The sequence below is a fragment of the Rahnella sp. R3(2024) genome (assembly GCF_042920125.1).
Lineage (GTDB): Bacteria > Pseudomonadota > Gammaproteobacteria > Enterobacterales > Enterobacteriaceae > Rahnella > Rahnella rivi.
On record NZ_JBHGBU010000001.1, the window covers coordinates 2,655,319 to 2,672,931 of the forward strand.

Below are 17,613 nucleotides of genomic sequence, written 5' to 3' on the forward strand. Positions count from 1 at the left end.
TTATCGGCGAGCTAACAGAACGCCGATGACTACGCCGACCGCGGCACCAATACCGACGCCCGTCCAGGGTTTATCATGTACATAATCGTCGGCTTTACCGGCAATTTCTTTGGTCTGGTAGGCAATCTTTTCGCCCGTGTCGCTCAGGCGTTCGCGGGTATCTTTCAGCAGGGATTCTGCTTTACCACGCAGTTTATCGAGTTCAGCTTTCGGCTTATCGGTAGAGGTCTGGAGCACTTCTTCCAGGGTATCTGCCAATGACTTTAATTCAGCCCGCAGTTGTTCTGATGTATTACTCGCCATGTGTAAGTCACTCCATACGTTAACTGATTCGAACTTTTAACATAGCGGATATTCGGGTGATCGCAAATGCGAATTGTCTGTTTCAAAACGCAAGATCCCCGAATAATCCGCTGTGGCGTGGTGCAAAATCACCGCTGGCGGAACACGATTACAGGCCCTGGGCCTGTTTCAGTTCTGCCTGTGCTTCCTGCAGTTTATGCTGTTTCTTAACGATTTTTTCGTGATCGCCCTTGGCCTGAGCTTCTTTCAGCTCCTGCTCACGTTCAGCGACTTTTTCACGCTTCTCTTCAACACGTTGTTGATTTTCAGCTTTCAGACCGGCATCGGTGCAATGCGCCTTATTTTCACGCAGTGCCTTTTCCAGACCGTCTACGCGGTTCTGGTTTTTATGGGCACGGGCTTCATCGATCTGTTTCTGAATTTCGTTTTGTTTGGTCACGCAGCTTTCTGGCTGAGGCGCAGCAAAACTGGCGGAGGTGAACAACAATGCCGGGGCGAATACGAGGGCGGAGAGAGTCAGTTTCATCGTGTAGCTTCCTTTTGATGGTTAAGTGAGTGTGGCACTTAATTCCTTGAACAGGGGACTGCATGTCAAATCATGGGTCGCATGAATGACTAGCCCATAAATAATATCACCGTCGAATGGACGGTGATATCAGACATTTTCCCTAAACCTGACGAAAGGCTTAACCGAGCTTCAGCCGGTTGTGATTGAGTTTTTCCATCAACGCTCTGGAATGGGGGGGGTCACAATTCCTGATGATGAATCCCTCCGGCAGGATGTCTTGCAACGCGCTGTGCGCCATCTGGCGCTGCTCAGCGGAGTCGAGCTGCACGACTAAACCGTCATCGAGGGGCGTGATGCTTTTGATATGGATGCCGCGCTGACTCAGGCTCTGATACACATAAAAGCCGTCTGGCAATGAGATACCGGTTCTGGCCGGGCGTATTTGCAGCGCATTGCCGTTGGCTGGCATCCGTGAAATAGCCAGCCCGATCATGGCGGCCGCTGCCAGCAGCATGATAATCACCGGCCAGAGTAGGGAACGTTTGAGAAACCTGCGGTTCATTATGCGCTCTTGCCTTTATTCTGGCGGTCAGCGTGTTTTTTACGCCACAGCACAATGATCGAACCGACCAGCCCGCCAATTAATAACAGGACCGGCAATAACATCAGGCAGTTCATCACGGCGTCTTCGTATTTCAGGAACAGCGGTGTTTTGCCGAGGAAGTAGCCCAGAGACGTGAGGATGAGGATCCATAACAATCCGCTGACCCAGTTAAAGAACTGAAAGCGGCTGTTGCTCAGGCCAGATAAACCGGCGATTGTCGGCAGCAGGGTACGCACAAAGGCCAGAAAACGGCCAACTAACAGCGCCGACAGGCCATGCTTGTGGAAAAGTGCATGGGCACGTTCGTGATAATGCACCGGCAAATTCCCCAGCCAGCTTTGTACTATTCGGGTGTTTCCCAGCCACTTTCCCTGCGCATAACTCAGCCAACAACCGAGGCTGGCCGCGCTGGTCAGCAGGAAAACCGTCAGCGGGAAATTCATTGCATCTTTGGCAATCAGTACGCCGACCAGAATTAACAGGCTGTCACCGGGTAAAAACGCCGCGGGCAACAGACCGTTTTCCAGAAAAATGATCATGAATAAAATCAGGTACAGCGCCCAGACCAGCGAAGGATCGGCCAGGGTTTTATAGTCTTGTTGCCAGAGTGCATCGATGAGAGAACTGATAATTTCCATCTGGTTTCTAAAACTCCATCATGTTCAGTGAGTCAGCGAAATACATCTGCGGAGAAAGTCTCGACGCGGCATGTACAGCTGAAAAAGGTCGCCTGTTCCCTGGCGTGCTGTCTGGTTACGGGTACTGCGATTTCCCGCGCGTCGTTTTGGCGTGTTTCACCTGGCGCAAACGGGTAAAAAAAGTCGTCTAACTGTAACAAAATAACAATAAGTCAGACAGGTAAATATAGCGCGTCGGCGGCGATCATTTAAGCCTCAGGCACGATATGAAAAAGGGTTTTACATTGACTGACACTACTCGACAGTGGCTGACAGGGAAGGGCGAAATCGGGCAGAGGAAGATAAATGGCAGGTTGGACGATTGAACCTGCCGTAATGCGGATTTATTTAGAATTCATCAGCGGCGGATCGAGATGAACCACCGGATTTTCTGAATAAAGATAGCGGTCTACATTGAACTCAAAATCATCACTGGTGGCGCGGAAAAGCATCTGCTTGGTGTTTTCCAGGTGCTGCCACATCGCCAGTTTTGCGGCGTGCGGATCGCGGCGGATTAACGCTTTAAGGATCAGATCGTGTTCTTCACACCAGCTTTCGATTGAGCGCTCATCGATATGCTCATGCAATTTACGCCAGTACGGGTTATGTAATCGCTGGCTCCACATCTTTTCGACTATCGTTGCCAGTGCGCTGTTTTGGGTTGCCTGCGCCACCTGCACGTGGAATTTCAGATCCCATTCCGAATCGCGGAAACGGTCTTCCTGCCGCGCGTACTCCTGAATTTCCATCAGGCGCATGATGTCTTGTTTGGTCACCTGCGTGGCGGCAAATTCAGCGATGTTGCTTTCAATCAGCTGACGCGCCTGCAACAGTTCAAACGGGCCTGCTGTACCAAATTCACTGCCGCAATCCGGCACAACCAGATGGCGCTGCTGATTGGACATGACATGAATGCCCGAGCCTTTGCGCACTTCCACATAGCCCTCCACTTCCAGCATGATGATCGCTTCACGCACCACGGTGCGGCTGACGTTCATTTCATCGGAAATCAGACGTTCAGCGGGAAGTTTCTCGCCAACCGGATAGACTCCGGATTCAATGCGTTCCTTGAGCGTGGCAGCCAGTTGTTGATAAAGGCGTCTGGTGTCTGTGGATTCCATGTGAGTGCTCTTTAAAGTAGTGAAACCTGCCGGATGGGTGCCTGAAAGATCCCGGGACCTGTCATACAACTCCAGTATACGATTTAAGAAGAGGGGATGCACCGTGCATTGGTCAGAAAGGTTGGAGGTTAAAGTCAGGAAATAGCAAAGCCCGGTAAAGTGACTTACCGGGCTGCGTTCAGGCTATCAGGCTTTCGCGGTACTGAGCGGAACCGGCACAGGTTCTACTGCGGACCGGTTTTGCAACACTGTCCAGATGATGATGGCACCGAGCAGATCGAAGACCGCAAGGGCTGCAAACAGCGGGCTGAAGCCGATGGTATCGGCCAGCGCACCGACCACCAGTGCAAACATCGTACTTGCCATCCAGGCGGCCATCCCGGTCAGTCCGTTAGCCGTCGCCACTTCGTTACGACCGAACACGTCAGAAGAGAGCGTGATCAGCGCGCCGGACAGTGACTGGTGAGCGAAACCACCGACACACAGCAGAGCGATAGCCGCATACGGGCTGGTGAACAGGCCGATCATCCCCGGGCCGATCATCAGGACAGCACCCATCGTCACGACCATTTTACGAGATACGATCAGGTTCACTTTGAAATGCTTCTGGAAGAACGGAGGCATGTAGCCGCCGAGGATACAACCGAGGTCAGCAAACAGCATCGGCATCCAGGCAAACATCGCAATTTCTTTCAGATTGAAGCCATACACCTTGAACATGAACAGCGGGATCCAGGCGTTGAATGTGCCCCAGGCCGGTTCAGCCAGGAAGCGTGGCAGCGCGATACCCCAGAACTGACGGTTACGCAGGATCTGCATGGCAGACATTTTCTTGCCGTTGGTGGTCTGATGCTGTGCTTCCTGACCATCAAGAATATAAGCGCGTTCTTCGGTGCTCAGTTTTTTCTGATCTTTCGGGTGTTTATAGAACACTAACCAGCTGATCGCCCAGATTAGGCTGAGAGCGCCGGTGATGATGAACGCCAGTTGCCAGCTGTGCATGATGATGCACCAGACAACCAGTGGCGGGGCAATCATCCCGCCGATAGACGAACCGACGTTAAAGTAACCCACGGCAATAGAGCGTTCTTTCGCCGGGAACCATTCGCTGCTGGCTTTCAGGCCGGCAGGGATCATCGCGGCTTCCGCCATACCGACAGCACCACGTGCGATGGCCAGGCCACCCCAGCTGCTTGCCAGCGCCGTAGCCATACAGAAGATGGCCCACATGATGGCGAACATGGCGTAACCCACTTTGGTTCCCATCACATCCAGGACGTAACCGGCAACCGGCTGCATCAGGGTATAGCAGGCGGAATAGGCGGCGATAATATAAGAATATTGCTGTGTGGTGATGTTCAACTGGCTCATCAGCGTTGGCGCTGCGGCGGCAATGGCGTTACGTGTTAAATAACCCAGTACAGTGCCGCATGTGACCAATGCGATCATGTACCAGCGTAACCCTTTAATCTTACCCATTTAACTCTCTCCCAGTAAATAATCCGGCGATGACGGCCAAAGCTGTCACGGCGTATTTCGCGCCATCTGTCTCAGCATGGGCTTCTGGCTTCCTTAAAGTGTTTTTTCCGGGTACACCGCCGCCAGAGAATCTCGCTGGGGGAGCTGCCCGATGACTCACGCACTGCTTTATTGTTATCTGTGCGTAAGGATCCGATGAACTTCCTGCACACCAGAACAACTGCACTGTCTTCCGGCGAACGGCGCCCGGTAAGTGTTATCCGGACAACAGCGAAAGGACGTGGCAGGTAATCTCTGACGCTCTTGTCCGGACGCAGCAAAGATAACTTGTCATACAGATTTAAAATTTGAATGACATCACAAAACCACATTTAAACTGTGTGCTTACTTAACTTTTTTAACTTCACGGTTATTTACTTGATTTTACACAGGTAATGGTAGGTTTGTTGATCGGCTTCACACTTTGAGGGGAGGGTGTAACAAGCTGGGAATGAAAATCCCTACAAAATTGGTGTAACAACTTTACCTGATGATCACATTCAGGCGCAGGGCTGCAGAGGGGGCGGTGTCATGTGAATAAGACGAGATACAAGGCACAGAGCCATAAATAACTTGTTATACCGATTTAAAGTTTGAGTGACATCACAAAATGACACTCTGAATGTGAGGATAATAGCCTCCGGTGCTTAAAGACTCTAAAGTTTTTGTTTTACAGAGGATTAGTGTGTGTTTATGGCCGCGAATCGCCCCCTTTCGCGCAGGAGTACCCCTAAAAAGAGCTGGACGATAAACTGAATTGGTGTGATAACTTCGCACCATTGAGAGACAACTCTACAGAATTCATGATGAGGAACCTAAGATGGCGCAGTTTTTAACAGAAGACTTCCTTCTCGACACTGAATTTGCACGTCGCCTGTATCACGACTATGCGAAAGATGAGCCGATCTTTGATTACCACTGTCACCTACCGCCGGAACTGATCGCGCAAAACCATCAGTTCGAAAACATGTACGAAATCTGGCTGAAAGGCGATCACTATAAATGGCGCGCAATGCGTACCAACGGTGTGCCTGAACGTATGTGTACCGGTGATGCCAGCGACCGCGAGAAGTTTGACGCCTGGGCTGCAACGGTTCCCCACACCATCGGCAACCCGCTGTACCACTGGACGCATCTTGAGTTGCGCCGTCCGTTCGGCATTACCGGCAAACTGCTTTCTCCGTCTACAGCGGGCGAAATCTGGGAGCGTGGTAATGAACTGCTGGCACAGGATGAATTCTCCGCCCGTGGCATCATGAAACAGATGAATGTGAAAATGGTCGGCACCACCGATGACCCGATCGATTCTCTGGAACATCATAAAGCTGTCGCCCGGGACGCCAGTTTTGATGTCAAAGTTCTGCCAAGCTGGCGCCCGGATAAAGCGTTCAACATTGAAGCGGCGACGTTTGCTGATTACATGAAGAAACTGGAAGCCGCTGCTGATGTGTCGATTACCCGTTTCAGCGATCTGCGTGACGCCCTGAAAAAACGTATGGATCACTTCGCGGCGCACGGCTGCAAAGTCTCTGATCACGCGCTGGACGTGGTGGTCTACGGCGAAGCGGATGACGCCACGCTGGACAGCATTCTGTCCCGCCGTCTGAGCGGTGAAACGCTAACTGCGCAAGAAATTGCTCAGTTTAAAACCGGCGTTTTGCTGTATCTGGCTTCCGAATATCAACGTCGCGAATGGGTACAGCAGTACCACATTGGCGCGCTGCGCAATAACAACACCCGTATGTTCCAGCTGATCGGTGCAGACGTCGGTTTTGACTCCATTAACGACCAGCCGCTGGCAGAACCGCTGTCCAAACTGCTGGGCGCGCAAGGTCTGGCCGGTGGCCTGCCAAAAACCATTCTGTATTGCCTGAACCCGCGTGATAACGAAGTCATCGGCACCATGGTCGGTAACTTCCAGGGCGAAGGGATGCCGGGCAAAATGCAGTTCGGTTCCGGCTGGTGGTTTAACGACCAGAAAGACGGGATGCAACGCCAGATGACTCAGCTCGCCAACCTGGGCTTATTGAGCCGCTTCGTCGGCATGCTGACCGACAGTCGCAGCTTCCTGTCTTATACGCGTCATGAATACTTCCGTCGCATTCTGTGCCAGATGATTGGCCGCTGGGTGGAAGACGGCGAAGCACCGGCAGATATCGAGCTGCTGGGCAATATGGTGAAAAACATCTGCTTCGACAACGCCAAACAGTATTTCCAGATCGAACTGAACTAAAAAAGCACGACGGAGCGCAGGTTCCTGCGCTCCGTAAATAAATAAAGCAAAAACAACTAATTATCCCATTTAGCACGGCGGCCACAGGACACACCGACTGTCCTCAAAGACCGGCGTCTGAGCAAATTAAGGTGAATGTGAGATGCAAAGGTTAAATCGCCGTGACTTCCCAGGCCGTCAGCACCCGGACAAAATTATTCAATTCGGGGAAGGTAACTTCCTGCGGGCGTTCGTAGACTGGCAGATAGACCTGCTGAATGAACATACCGATCTGGACGCCGGGATAGTGGTTGTTCGCCCGATTGACACCGATTTTCCACCTTCACTCAGCACGCAGGATGGTCTGTACACCACCATTATCAGCGGCCTGAACGAGCAGGGCGAAACGGTGCGGGATACCCGCATCATCCGCTCGGTGAACCGCGAAATTAATATCTATCATCAGTTTGATGAGTATCTGGCGCTGGCCCGCGACCCGAATATCCGCTTCGTGTTTTCCAATACCACCGAAGCCGGTATCAGCTATGTTGAAAGCGATCGTCTGGAGGATGCGCCACCGGCCAGTTTCCCGGCCAAACTGACCCGTTTACTGTTTGAGCGCTTCACGCATTTCTCCGGCGCGGCCGATAAAGGCTGGGTTTTGCTGCCATGTGAACTGATCGACTACAACGGCGAAGCGTTGCAGGAACTGGTGCTGCGTTACGCACAACGTTGGGCGCTGCCGGCGGCATTTACTCAGTGGCTGGAAAACAGCAATACCTTCTGTTCAACGCTGGTTGACCGCATCGTGACCGGTTATCCGCGCAGCGAAGTGGAGAGCCTGCAACAGGAACTGGGCTATCAGGACAGCTTCTTTGACAGCGCCGAGCACTTCTATCTGTTTGTGATCCAGGGGCCAAAAAGTCTGGCTCAGGAACTGCGTCTGGACAAACTGCCGCTCAACATCCGCCTGGTGGATGACATCAAACCGTACAAAGAACGCAAAGTGGCGATCCTCAATGGCGCGCACACCGCGCTGGTGCCGGTGGCCTTCCTGTCAGGGCTGAATACCGTTGGCGAATCGATGAATGACGCGCAGATCAGCCGCTTTGTGGAACTGGCCATTGCCGAAGAAATCTCGCCGGTGCTGGATCTGCCACAGGATGAACTGACGTCGTTCGCGCAGGCGGTGCTGAGCCGTTTCCGCAACCCGTTTATTCAGCATCAGCTGTTGTCGATTGCCCTGAACGGGATGACCAAATACCGCACCCGCATTCTGCCGCAGCTGCTGGCGAGCCAGGAAAAGAATCAGATCCTGCCACCGCGCCTGACGTTTGCTCTTGCCGCCTTGCTGGCGTTCTACCGTGGCGAACGCGAAGGTGAAATCTACCCGTTGCAGGACGATGCGCACTGGCTGAGCCTTTTCTCTCAATTATGGAGCAGCGTGCGTAACGGCGAATTATCACTCGGCGGGCTGGTGGAAACCGTGCTGGCCGATGAAGAACACTGGGGACGGGATCTCAATACCGTGCCTGGCCTGACCGCTAAAGTGACCGGACAGTTACAGGCGATCGAAGACCGTGGCATGCGCGATGCGCTGGCGGCTTACAGTTAAGAGGGCGACTATGCAAAGTATCATTCAAATTCATCCTGCAGATAATGTCGCCGTGGCACTGCGCGACATTGAAAACGGCGAGCAGGCAGAGGCTGGCGGCTATCATGTCGTGATGCCTCAGCCGGTGGCCCGGGGTCACAAATTCGCCCTGCGCCCGATTGCGGCGGGTGAAAATATTATCAAATACGGGCTGCCGATTGGGCATGCGCTGACCGCGATCGCGCCAGGCGTGCATATCCATTCACAAAATGGCAAAACCAATTTAAGCGATCTGGACGAGTATCAATATCAGCCGGAGTTCGCCAGCCTGCCGGAGCAGATGGCAGATCGTGAGGTACAGATCTACCGCCGTAAAAACGGTCTGGTGGGGATCCGCAACGAGCTGTGGCTGATCCCGACCGTCGGCTGTGTGAATGGCATTGCCCGCCAGATCCAGACACGTTTCCTGAAAGAAACCAACGACGCGGAAGGCATCGACGGCGTTTACCTGTTTACGCACCCGTTTGGCTGTTCACAGCTGGGCGACGATCACGTCAATACCCGCACCATGCTGCAAAATATGGTACGTCACCCGAACGCCGGTGCAGTGCTGGTGATTGGCCTCGGTTGTGAAAACAATCAGGTGGACGTGTTCCGCGAGACGCTGGGCGAAGCAGATGAAGAGCGCGTGCGCTTCATGACAATGCAAAAGTTCGACGACGAAGTGGAAGCCGGTCTGGAACGTCTGCGCGAACTGTATGCCGCAATGCGCAACGATAAACGTGAAAGTGGCAAACTCAGCGAGCTGAAGTTTGGCCTCGAATGCGGTGGCTCTGACGGGCTTTCCGGCATCACGGCGAACCCGCTGCTGGGGCGTTTCTCGGACTACGTGATCGCTAACGGCGGCACTTCCGTACTGACCGAAGTGCCTGAAATGTTTGGCGCAGAGCGTATTCTGATGAGCCGCTGCCACGACGAAAGTACGTTTGAAAAAACCGTTCATATGGTCAACGATTTCAAACAATATTTCATCGAGCACAATCAGCCGATCTACGAAAATCCGTCGCCGGGCAACAAAGCCGGCGGTATCACTACGCTGGAAGAAAAATCGCTCGGCTGTACGCAAAAAGCCGGTCACAGCCCGGTGATGGACGTGCTGAAATACGGCGAACGTCTGACCAAACCGGGGCTGAACCTGCTGAGCGCGCCGGGGAACGATGCCGTCGCTACCAGCGCACTGGCCGGAGCCGGTTGTCACATGGTGCTGTTCAGCACCGGGCGCGGCACCCCTTACGGTGGTTTTGTGCCGACGGTAAAACTGGCGACCAACAGCGAACTGGCGGCGAAAAAACCGCACTGGATCGATTTCGATGCAGGACAACTGATCCACGATGTCACAATGGATCAACTGCTGAAAGAGTTTGTGGATCTGATCGTGGAGATCGCCGATGGCCGCAAAGCCAAAAACGAACTCAATGATTTCCGCGAATTAGCCATCTTTAAAAGCGGTGTCACATTGTAACCGGTCAGGTTTATCGTTAGGATGAAACGGCGTTTCAGTTATGGAACGCCGTTTGCTTTTGCAGCGCAAGTCTTCCACGGATGAGATCAGGATAAATGACGTATTACTGGTTGGCACAGTCAGTCGGTGTTGTGGCCTTTGCGGTCGGCATCACGATGTTTTTCAACCGCAGCGACCGCCGCTTCAAACAACAACTTTCCGCTTACAGCGCCATTATCGGCGTGCATTTCCTGATGATGGGCGCAGCGCCCGCCGGGATGAGCGCCTTACTCAACTCCCTGCGCACCCTGATTTCCCTGCGGACCCGCAACCAGTGGATCATGGTGGTTTTCATCGTCCTGACGCTGGTGTTAGGGCTGAGCCGCGCACACCATTGGGTGGAATTATTGCCCGTCGGTGCCACCGTCGTCAGTACCTGGGCGCTGTTTCGCACCAGCGGGCTGACCACGCGTTGCATTATGTGGTGTTCAACCTGTTGCTGGGTGGCGCACAACATCTGGCTCGGCTCGATCGGCGGCTCGCTTATCGAAGGCAGTTTCCTCGTCATGAACGGTTTTAACATCATCCGCTTCCGCCGCCTGCAACTGCGCGGCATCGACCCGTTTGAGGTCGAGAAGAAGATACTGCAGAAGAGGGATGAGCAGGGGTAATCCCTGCTTTTGAGTGCGTAATACGCCTTCTCCCTTATTTTGAATTCGCTCACAGATCCTAATAATAATTCTCCGTTTCCCCTCGTATTGATTAATTCCCCCAGTTTGACGCGTTGACAACCTCTGGGGGCAGGAGTAGTTTTCGCATTTGTGGGAGCGGTCCCACGGATAAGGGATAAATCATGGATGTTATTAATGGATTACTGAAGAATATATACGCAGGGAAGTTATCACTGGAATTTTTAGACGATCTCATTACTCGCATTGAGGTGGCTAAAAGTCAGAGAAACTATTCAGCCAAACAGGGATGGGATGAAAAAGATGTGGTATTGATCACCTACGCAGATCAGTTCACACATCAAAATAAGAAAACACTTTCTGTATTTAACGAGTTCTATCAGCAATATCTCGGCGACATATTTAATATTGTTCACCTGCTGCCATTTTATCCGTATTCATCGGATGACGGCTTCTCTGTGATTGATTATCAGCAGGTCAATCCGGTTGCCGGGGACTGGAAAGATATTCGTAAACTGGGTCAGTCAACACGCCTGATGTTTGATTATGTCTGCAACCATATTTCCGCAGGCAGCGAATGGTTTAAAGAGTATCTGGCGGGAAATCCGAAATATGAAAATTATTTCATCAGCCTTGATGAAAATACGGATTTAACCGCCGTTACCCGTCCGCGTCGTTCGCCTTTATTAACGCCGTTTCGCGGCAAGAGGGGAGATATCCGTCACGTCTGGACGACCTTCAGTGCAGACCAGATTGACCTGAATTTCGCTCACCCGAATGTGCTGTGTGACATGCTCGACGTGTTGCTGAAATATCTGGCGGAAGGCGCGGAGTATGTGCGTCTCGACGCCGTCGGTTACATGTGGAAAGAGCCCGGTACCTCGTGTATTCATCTGCCAAAAACACATTTGCTGGTGAAGTTTTTTCGCGCCGTGGTGGAGTATGTGGCGCCGGGCACCGTGCTCATTACCGAAACCAATGTGCCGCATCAGGACAACATCCGCTACTTTGGTGACGGTACGGACGAGGCGCAGATGGTATATCAGTTCCCGCTGCCGCCGCTGGTTTTGCATGCTGTTCACAGCGGAAATGCCGCGACGCTCACCCGCTGGGCCGCCGGTCTTAGCGCCTGTTCGCCTGCCACCACCTTCTTTAATTTTCTTGCCTCGCACGACGGGATCGGCCTGAACCCGTTACGCGGTTTATTGCCCGAGACAGAGATCCTCGCGCTGGTGGACGCGCTGGAGCAGGAGGGCGCGCGGGTGTCGTATAAGAATAATGCTGACGGCAGTACCAGCCCGTATGAAATCAATGTCACCTACATGGATGCGCTGAGCCGGCAGGACGATCACGACGATGTGCGTCTGCAACGTTTCATGCTGGCACATGCCATTTTGCTGGCATTCCCCGGCGTTCCTGCGGTGTATATTCAAAGTATTCTTGGCTCACGCAACGATAATCAGGGCGCAGAACGTGCCGGGTATCACCGGGCGATAAACCGGCAGAAATATGACATTTCACAAATTGAACAGGCGTTATCCGAACCTGATTCATTACGTGCAAGAGTATTCTCGGCACTTAGCACATTAATTTCCAGCAGAACCCGGCAACCAGCATTTCATCCGTCTTCGCCGATGCAGGTTATCGATTGTCATGATCGTGTATTTGCTTTCAGACGTGGCGCAGGAAGTCAGGAAATATATTGTCTGTTTAATCTTTCAGATAAACATACACAGGTTAATCTGCCCGCGGGACTTTATCGGGATATACCTAATAACACACCTCTGGAATGTGTCGGGGAAATAACCTTAGCGCCTTATCAATATATCTGGCTGTGCCATTAATTAACTGATCAGTTCCGTTATTCCCATTCAGAGCATGTGAAACTCACAGGCCAGTGATTGCGGCTGGCCCTAAAACAGTCAAGGAGATGTTCATGAATATAAAAATGACCAAAAAATATATCCTTATTATCCCGGCATTAGCGTCTGCGTTATGTTTATCCGCCTGTGATAATGCAAAAGAAAAACAGGTCACCATTGAATTTATGCATTCTTCGGTGGAGCAGGAGCGTCAGGTGGTGATTAACCAGCTCATTGCGCAATTCGAAAAAGAAAATCCGCAGATCATTATAAAACCGGTGCCGGTGGAGGAAGACGCTTATAACACCAAAGTGATCACCTTGGCGCGCACCGGCGCGCTGCCTGCGGTTATCGAAGTCAGCCACGATTACGCCAAAGTGATGGATAAAGAACAGCTTATTGACCGCGATGCTATCGGACACGTGATCGACAGTATTGGCGCTGACCAGTTTTACCCCGGCGTGCTGCGCATCGTGCGCACCGAAGAAGGTCAGCACTATACCGGCGTGCCGATCCACGGCTGGATCCAGGGCATCTGGTACAACAAACAGCAACTGGCCGATGCCGGACTGGCGGCACCGTCAAACTGGCAGGACGTCATCCACATCGCTACGGCATTCAATCAGCCTGAACAGAAGAAATATGGCATTGCCTTGCCCACCGCGGAAAGTGTCCTGACTGAACAGGCGTTTTCCCAGTTTGCGCTTTCCAACAATGCCAACGTTTTCAATGCGCAGGGGCAAATCACGGTGAACACGCCACAAATGCAACAGGCGCTGGATTACTACCGTCAGCTCGCGACCTTCTCCATGCCAGGTTCCAACGATGTGATGGAAATCAAAGACGCCTTTATGAACGGTACGGTGCCGATGGCGATTTATTCCACGTACATCCTTCCTGCGGTTTACAGCGAAGGCAAAGCCGCCGATCTCGGGTTTGCGGTACCGACAGAAAAATCCAAAGCCGTTTACGGCACCATCACCTCGCTGACCATTTCCAATGGGCTGAACGAACCGGACCGCGAGGCCGCCGAACGCTGGGTGAGTTTCCTTGAAAAAGCCGATCACGCGACGGCGTGGGTATTGATGTCGCCCGGTGCGGCGCTGCCGGTCACCAAAGGCGTCACGGGCAACCCTGTCTGGCAGAACAATCCGGTGATCAAAGCCTTTGGTACGCTGCCGCAGAGGCTGGTGAACGAGTTTGCCAACGTACAGGTGTTCGGTTCCGTCGGGGAGAAAAACTTTGCGGGCATGGGCGATGTCACCGGATCGGCGGTACTGAGCGAAATGCTCAACGGTGTGACCGTCGGCAGGAAGGATCCGCAGCAGTCGCTGGCGGAAGGGCAAAAGCGTATCGAAGCACTGATGCAAAAGCGCTAAACGCAGGCGACTGAATTCTCAGGGAAGACCATGAAATCACGTAAATTTAACCATTCCGATGGACGTTTTGCGCTGCTTCTGCTCGCGCCCAGCATTCTGTTGCTGGGCCTGCTGGTGGCGTATCCGATGCTGTCGAATATCCAGATCAGCTTTCTGCAAATCCCGCTGAATCCGCGTCTCGATAACCGGTTTGTCGGGCTGGATAACTATCTCAGCATTCTCACCGATCCGGGTTTCTATCATTCGTTGTGGGTGACGTTCTGGTACACCGCGCTGGTGGTGGCGGGCAGTACCGGGCTGGGGCTGGGCGTTGCGCTGTTTTTTAACCGGGAATTCCGTTTTCGGAAAACAGCGCGTTCACTGGTGATTTTGTCCTACGTCACGCCCTCCATTTCGCTGGTGTTTGCCTGGAAATATATGTTCAACAACGGCTACGGCATTGTGAACGTGATCGGCGCTGATGTGCTGCATGTGTTCAGCGATGCGCCGCTGTGGTTCGACAATCCGGTCAGCAGCTTCGTTCTGGTGGTGCTTTTCGCCATCTGGCGTTACTTCCCGTATGCCTTTATTTCCTTTCTGGCGATTTTGCAGACCGTGGATAAATCCCTGTACGAGGCCGCCGGTATGGACGGCGCAAACGCCTGGCAAAAATTTCGCATCGTCACGCTGCCCGCCATCATGCCGGTGCTGGTCACGGTGGTCACACTGCGCGCCATCTGGATGTTCTACATGTTTGCCGACGTCTATCTGCTGACCAACAAGGTCAACATTCTGGGTGTGTATCTCTACAAAACCGCCTTTGCCTTTAACGATTTAGGTAAAGCTGCCGCCATTTCTATGGTGCTGTTTGCGCTGATCTTTATCGTTATCCTTCTTGCCAGAAAACGGGTGAACCTCAATGGCAGCAACTAATCGCAAGATCCTGCGCAAAGCGGGCTTTTATGCCAGCCTGCTGATTTTCCTCGGCGCGATGTTATTCCCTTTTTTCATCATGCTGATGACCTCCTTTAAAAGCAGCAAAGAGGCGATTTCCCGCCATCCGACGCTGTTGCCGCAGGCATGGGATTTCCATCATTACGTGGATATTTTCAATCCGCAGATTTTTCCTTTTCTCAGTTATTTCAAAAACAGCCTGACCGTGTCGGTGCTGGCCTCGGTGATCGCCGTGTTTTTCGGCATCCTCGGCGCATATGCATTGTCGCGCCTGCGTTTCAAAGGGCGCATCACCATCAACGCCAGTTTTTACACCGTCTATATGTTTTCCGGCATTTTGCTGGTGGTGCCGCTGTTTAAAATCATTTCGGCGCTGGGGCTTTACGACACCACCACCGCGCTGGTGATCACCATGGTCGTTCAGACCTTACCGACGGCGGTGTTCATGCTGAAAAGTTACTTCGACACCATTCCTCATGACATCGAGGAGGCGGCGATGATGGACGGCCTCAACCGCGTGCAAATCATCTTTTACATCACCGTGCCGCTGGCGATATCCGGCATCATTTCGGTGTTTGTCTACTGCTTTATGGTGGCCTGGAACGACTATCTCTTCGCCTCCATTTTCCTCTCCAGTTCTGCCAACTTCACCCTGTCGGTGGGGCTGAACACGCTGTTCAGCACGCCGGATTACGTGTGGGGAAGAATGATGGCCGCCTCGCTGGTGACCGCATTACCGGTGGTGCTGATGTACGCGCTTTCGGAGCGGTTTATCAAAGGTAATCTCACCGACGGCGGCGTAAAAGGCTGACGTTAACGACTCACATTCACAGACTACAGATAAGGAATATCCGATGAAAAAACTGGTCGCAACTCAGCCACGGGTGGCTGAACTGATGGAATACACAGACCGCCCGGTGGCGGCGCATGAAGTCAAAATTCGCGTGAAATTTGGCGCGCCGAAACACGGCACCGAAGTGGTGGATTTTCGCGGCATCAGCCCGTTTACCGACGAAGAATTCTCCGCCGAATGGGGCATGTTTGTGCCGCGTCCAGCAGAAGCGCCGCGCGGCATCGTATTTGGTGAGTTCCAGCTCGGCAATATGGTGGTCGGTACGGTGTGCGGAAAGGGGAGCGAGGTGACGGATTATGAGCTGGGCGATGAGGTCTGCACCTACGGGCCGCTCAGCGAAACGGTGATCGTTAACGGAGTGAACAATTACAAATTACGCAAGATGCCCGCCGGTGTGTCCTGGAAAAACGCCGTCTGTTATGACCCGGCGCAGTTTGCCATGAGTGGCGTGCGCGACGGCAACGTGCGCGTGGGGGATTTTGTGGTGATCGTCGGGCTTGGGGCTATCGGTCAGATTGCCCTTCAGTTAGCGAAAAAGGCCGGGGCCGCCATCGTGATCGGTGTCGATCCGCTGGAAAAACGCGGCGAGATTGCGCTGAAAAACGGCGCGGATGCGGTGTTCAATCCGATCGGCACGGACATCGGGCTGGAGATTAAAAAGCTCACCGGCAAACAGGGTGCCGACGTGATTATCGAAACCAGCGGAAACGCACAAGCGTTGCAGGCGGCGCTGCGCGGCATCGCTTACGGCGGCACCATTTCTTACGTCGCCTTTGCCAAACCTTTCGCAGAGGGCTTCAACCTCGGGCGTGAGGCGCATTTCAACAATGCCAGAATCGTCTTTTCCCGCGCCTGCAGCGAACCCAATCCGGACTTTCCGCGCTGGAACCGTAAACGCATCGAAAACACCTGCTGGGCATTGCTGATGAACGGCTACCTCAATTGCGAAGACCTGATCGACCCGGTGGTCACGTTCAGCGACAGCGCGCAAAGCTACATGAAATACGTCGATCAGCACCCCGATCAGAGCATCAAACTCGGCATCACTTTCTAAAAGGACTCAGACATGAAAATCGGCACACAAAATCAGGCATTCTTTCCGGAAAATATTCTGGAGAAATTCAAATTTATCAAAGCGATGGGGTTTGACGGCTTTGAAATTGACGGCAGGTTGCTGGTGACGCATCTCGATGACGTGAAAGCTGCCATTAAGGAAACCGGCCTGCCGGTGATCACTGCCTGCGGAGGCTATGACGGCTGGATCGGCGATTTTATCGAAGAACGTCGCCTGAATGGCGTGCAGCAAATCACCGCCATTCTGGAAGCGCTGGCACAGGTCGGCGGCAAAGGGATTATCGTGCCCGCCGCCTGGGGCATGTTTACCTGTCGTCTGCCGCCGATGACCCCGCCGCGCACGCCGGCCGGCGATCGTCTGGCGATCAGCGCCTCGTTGCAGGCGCTGGACGCCGTGGCAAAACGCACCGGCACCACCCTGTATCTGGAACCGCTGAACCGCTATCAGGATCACATGATCAACACGCTGGCGCAGGCGCGCGCTTACATCGAAGAGGGCGCGCTTGAGCACGTCCAAATCATCGGCGATTTCTATCATATGAACATTGAGGAAGACTGCCTGAGTGCCGCGTTTCATCAGCAACGTGACCTGCTCGGTCACGTGCATATCGCTGATAACCATCGCTATCAGCCAGGCAGCGGAAGCCTTGATTTTGCCCCCGCGTTCCGCCAGCTCGAAGAGGACGGTTACGACGGATATATCGTCTACGAATGCCGCGTGCGGGCAGACAATCCGGCGCAGGCCTATCAGGATTCACTGACCTGCCTTCGCAATTTACTCTGAC

16 protein-coding genes are annotated in these 17,613 nt (G+C 53.1%); 10 read left to right on the forward strand and 6 right to left on the reverse strand.

Annotation, left to right across the window (positions count from 1 at the left end; translation table 11 throughout):
- The 6 genes from ABSH60_RS12065 to ABSH60_RS12090 form a co-directional block, all read right to left on the reverse strand.
- Nucleotides 1–303 carry a YqjD family protein gene (locus ABSH60_RS12065; protein ID WP_056776398.1) on the reverse strand — a complete coding sequence of 101 codons (303 nt, stop codon included), beginning with the start codon at nt 301–303 and terminating at the stop codon, nt 1–3.
- 148 nt (nt 304–451) lie between these two features.
- Entirely contained in the window at nt 452–829 is a 378-nt protein-coding gene (locus ABSH60_RS12070) for a DUF1090 domain-containing protein (protein WP_056776402.1), read from the reverse strand.
- A 160-nt stretch (nt 830–989) separates the two neighbouring features.
- On the reverse strand, nt 990–1,373 hold the full coding sequence (gene mzrA / locus ABSH60_RS12075) for an EnvZ/OmpR regulon moderator MzrA (RefSeq protein WP_390974112.1): 384 nt from the start codon (nt 1,371–1,373) through the stop codon (nt 990–992).
- Nucleotides 1,373–2,053 carry a DedA family protein gene (locus tag ABSH60_RS12080; RefSeq protein WP_056776407.1) on the reverse strand — a complete coding sequence of 227 codons (681 nt, stop codon included), beginning with the start codon at nt 2,051–2,053 and terminating at the stop codon, nt 1,373–1,375. The genes mzrA and ABSH60_RS12080 overlap by 1 nt, the downstream gene beginning before the upstream one ends.
- A 383-nt stretch (nt 2,054–2,436) precedes the next feature.
- Nucleotides 2,437–3,213, reverse strand: coding sequence for a transcriptional regulator ExuR (gene exuR, locus ABSH60_RS12085; RefSeq protein ID WP_056776410.1), 777 nt, complete (start codon nt 3,211–3,213; stop codon nt 2,437–2,439).
- A 186-nt stretch (nt 3,214–3,399) separates the two neighbouring features.
- A complete protein-coding gene (locus ABSH60_RS12090; RefSeq protein ID WP_136376573.1) occupies nt 3,400–4,692 on the reverse strand; it encodes an MFS transporter in 1,293 nt (430 codons plus the stop codon).
- Nucleotides 4,693–5,551: 859 nt separating this feature from the next.
- On the opposite strand from ABSH60_RS12090, the gene uxaC reads away from it, so the two are divergent.
- The 10 genes from uxaC to ABSH60_RS12140 all read left to right on the forward strand — a co-directional run bounded on the left by uxaC (nt 5,552) and on the right by ABSH60_RS12140 (nt 17,612).
- Nucleotides 5,552–6,964, forward strand: coding sequence for a glucuronate isomerase (gene uxaC, locus ABSH60_RS12095; RefSeq protein WP_390974115.1), 1,413 nt, complete (start codon nt 5,552–5,554; stop codon nt 6,962–6,964).
- A gap of 142 nt (nt 6,965–7,106) precedes the next feature.
- Nucleotides 7,107–8,558 carry a tagaturonate reductase gene (locus tag ABSH60_RS12100; RefSeq protein WP_122094423.1) on the forward strand — a complete coding sequence of 484 codons (1,452 nt, stop codon included), beginning with the start codon at nt 7,107–7,109 and terminating at the stop codon, nt 8,556–8,558.
- A 10-nt stretch (nt 8,559–8,568) separates the two neighbouring features.
- Nucleotides 8,569–10,059: a UxaA family hydrolase gene (locus tag ABSH60_RS12105; RefSeq protein ID WP_122094421.1), complete on the forward strand. Its 1,491-nt coding sequence runs from the start codon at nt 8,569–8,571 to the stop codon at nt 10,057–10,059.
- A 95-nt stretch (nt 10,060–10,154) separates the two neighbouring features.
- Nucleotides 10,155–10,709, forward strand: coding sequence for a YgjV family protein (locus tag ABSH60_RS12110; protein ID WP_056776425.1), 555 nt, complete (start codon nt 10,155–10,157; stop codon nt 10,707–10,709).
- 182 nt (nt 10,710–10,891) lie between these two features.
- Complete coding sequence (locus ABSH60_RS12115; RefSeq protein ID WP_390974118.1) at nt 10,892–12,571, forward strand: alpha-amylase family glycosyl hydrolase; 1,680 nt, start codon at nt 10,892–10,894, stop codon at nt 12,569–12,571.
- A gap of 104 nt (nt 12,572–12,675) precedes the next feature.
- A complete protein-coding gene (locus ABSH60_RS12120) occupies nt 12,676–13,968 on the forward strand; it encodes an extracellular solute-binding protein (RefSeq protein ID WP_390975747.1) in 1,293 nt (430 codons plus the stop codon).
- Nucleotides 13,969–13,998: 30 nt separating this feature from the next.
- Nucleotides 13,999–14,880 (forward strand): ABC transporter permease subunit, encoded by an 882-nt coding sequence (locus tag ABSH60_RS12125; protein ID WP_390974120.1) that lies wholly within the window; start codon nt 13,999–14,001, stop codon nt 14,878–14,880.
- The gene (locus ABSH60_RS12130) at nt 14,867–15,712 is read left to right on the forward strand and encodes an ABC transporter permease subunit (protein ID WP_390974122.1); all 846 of its coding nucleotides are present in this window, start codon (nt 14,867–14,869) and stop codon (nt 15,710–15,712) included. The genes ABSH60_RS12125 and ABSH60_RS12130 overlap by 14 nt, the downstream gene beginning before the upstream one ends.
- A 43-nt stretch (nt 15,713–15,755) precedes the next feature.
- Nucleotides 15,756–16,808 carry a zinc-binding dehydrogenase gene (locus tag ABSH60_RS12135; RefSeq protein WP_390974124.1) on the forward strand — a complete coding sequence of 351 codons (1,053 nt, stop codon included), beginning with the start codon at nt 15,756–15,758 and terminating at the stop codon, nt 16,806–16,808.
- 12 nt (nt 16,809–16,820) lie between these two features.
- Nucleotides 16,821–17,612 carry a sugar phosphate isomerase/epimerase gene (locus ABSH60_RS12140; RefSeq protein ID WP_056776443.1) on the forward strand — a complete coding sequence of 264 codons (792 nt, stop codon included), beginning with the start codon at nt 16,821–16,823 and terminating at the stop codon, nt 17,610–17,612.
- Nucleotide 17,613 lies beyond the last annotated feature (1 nt).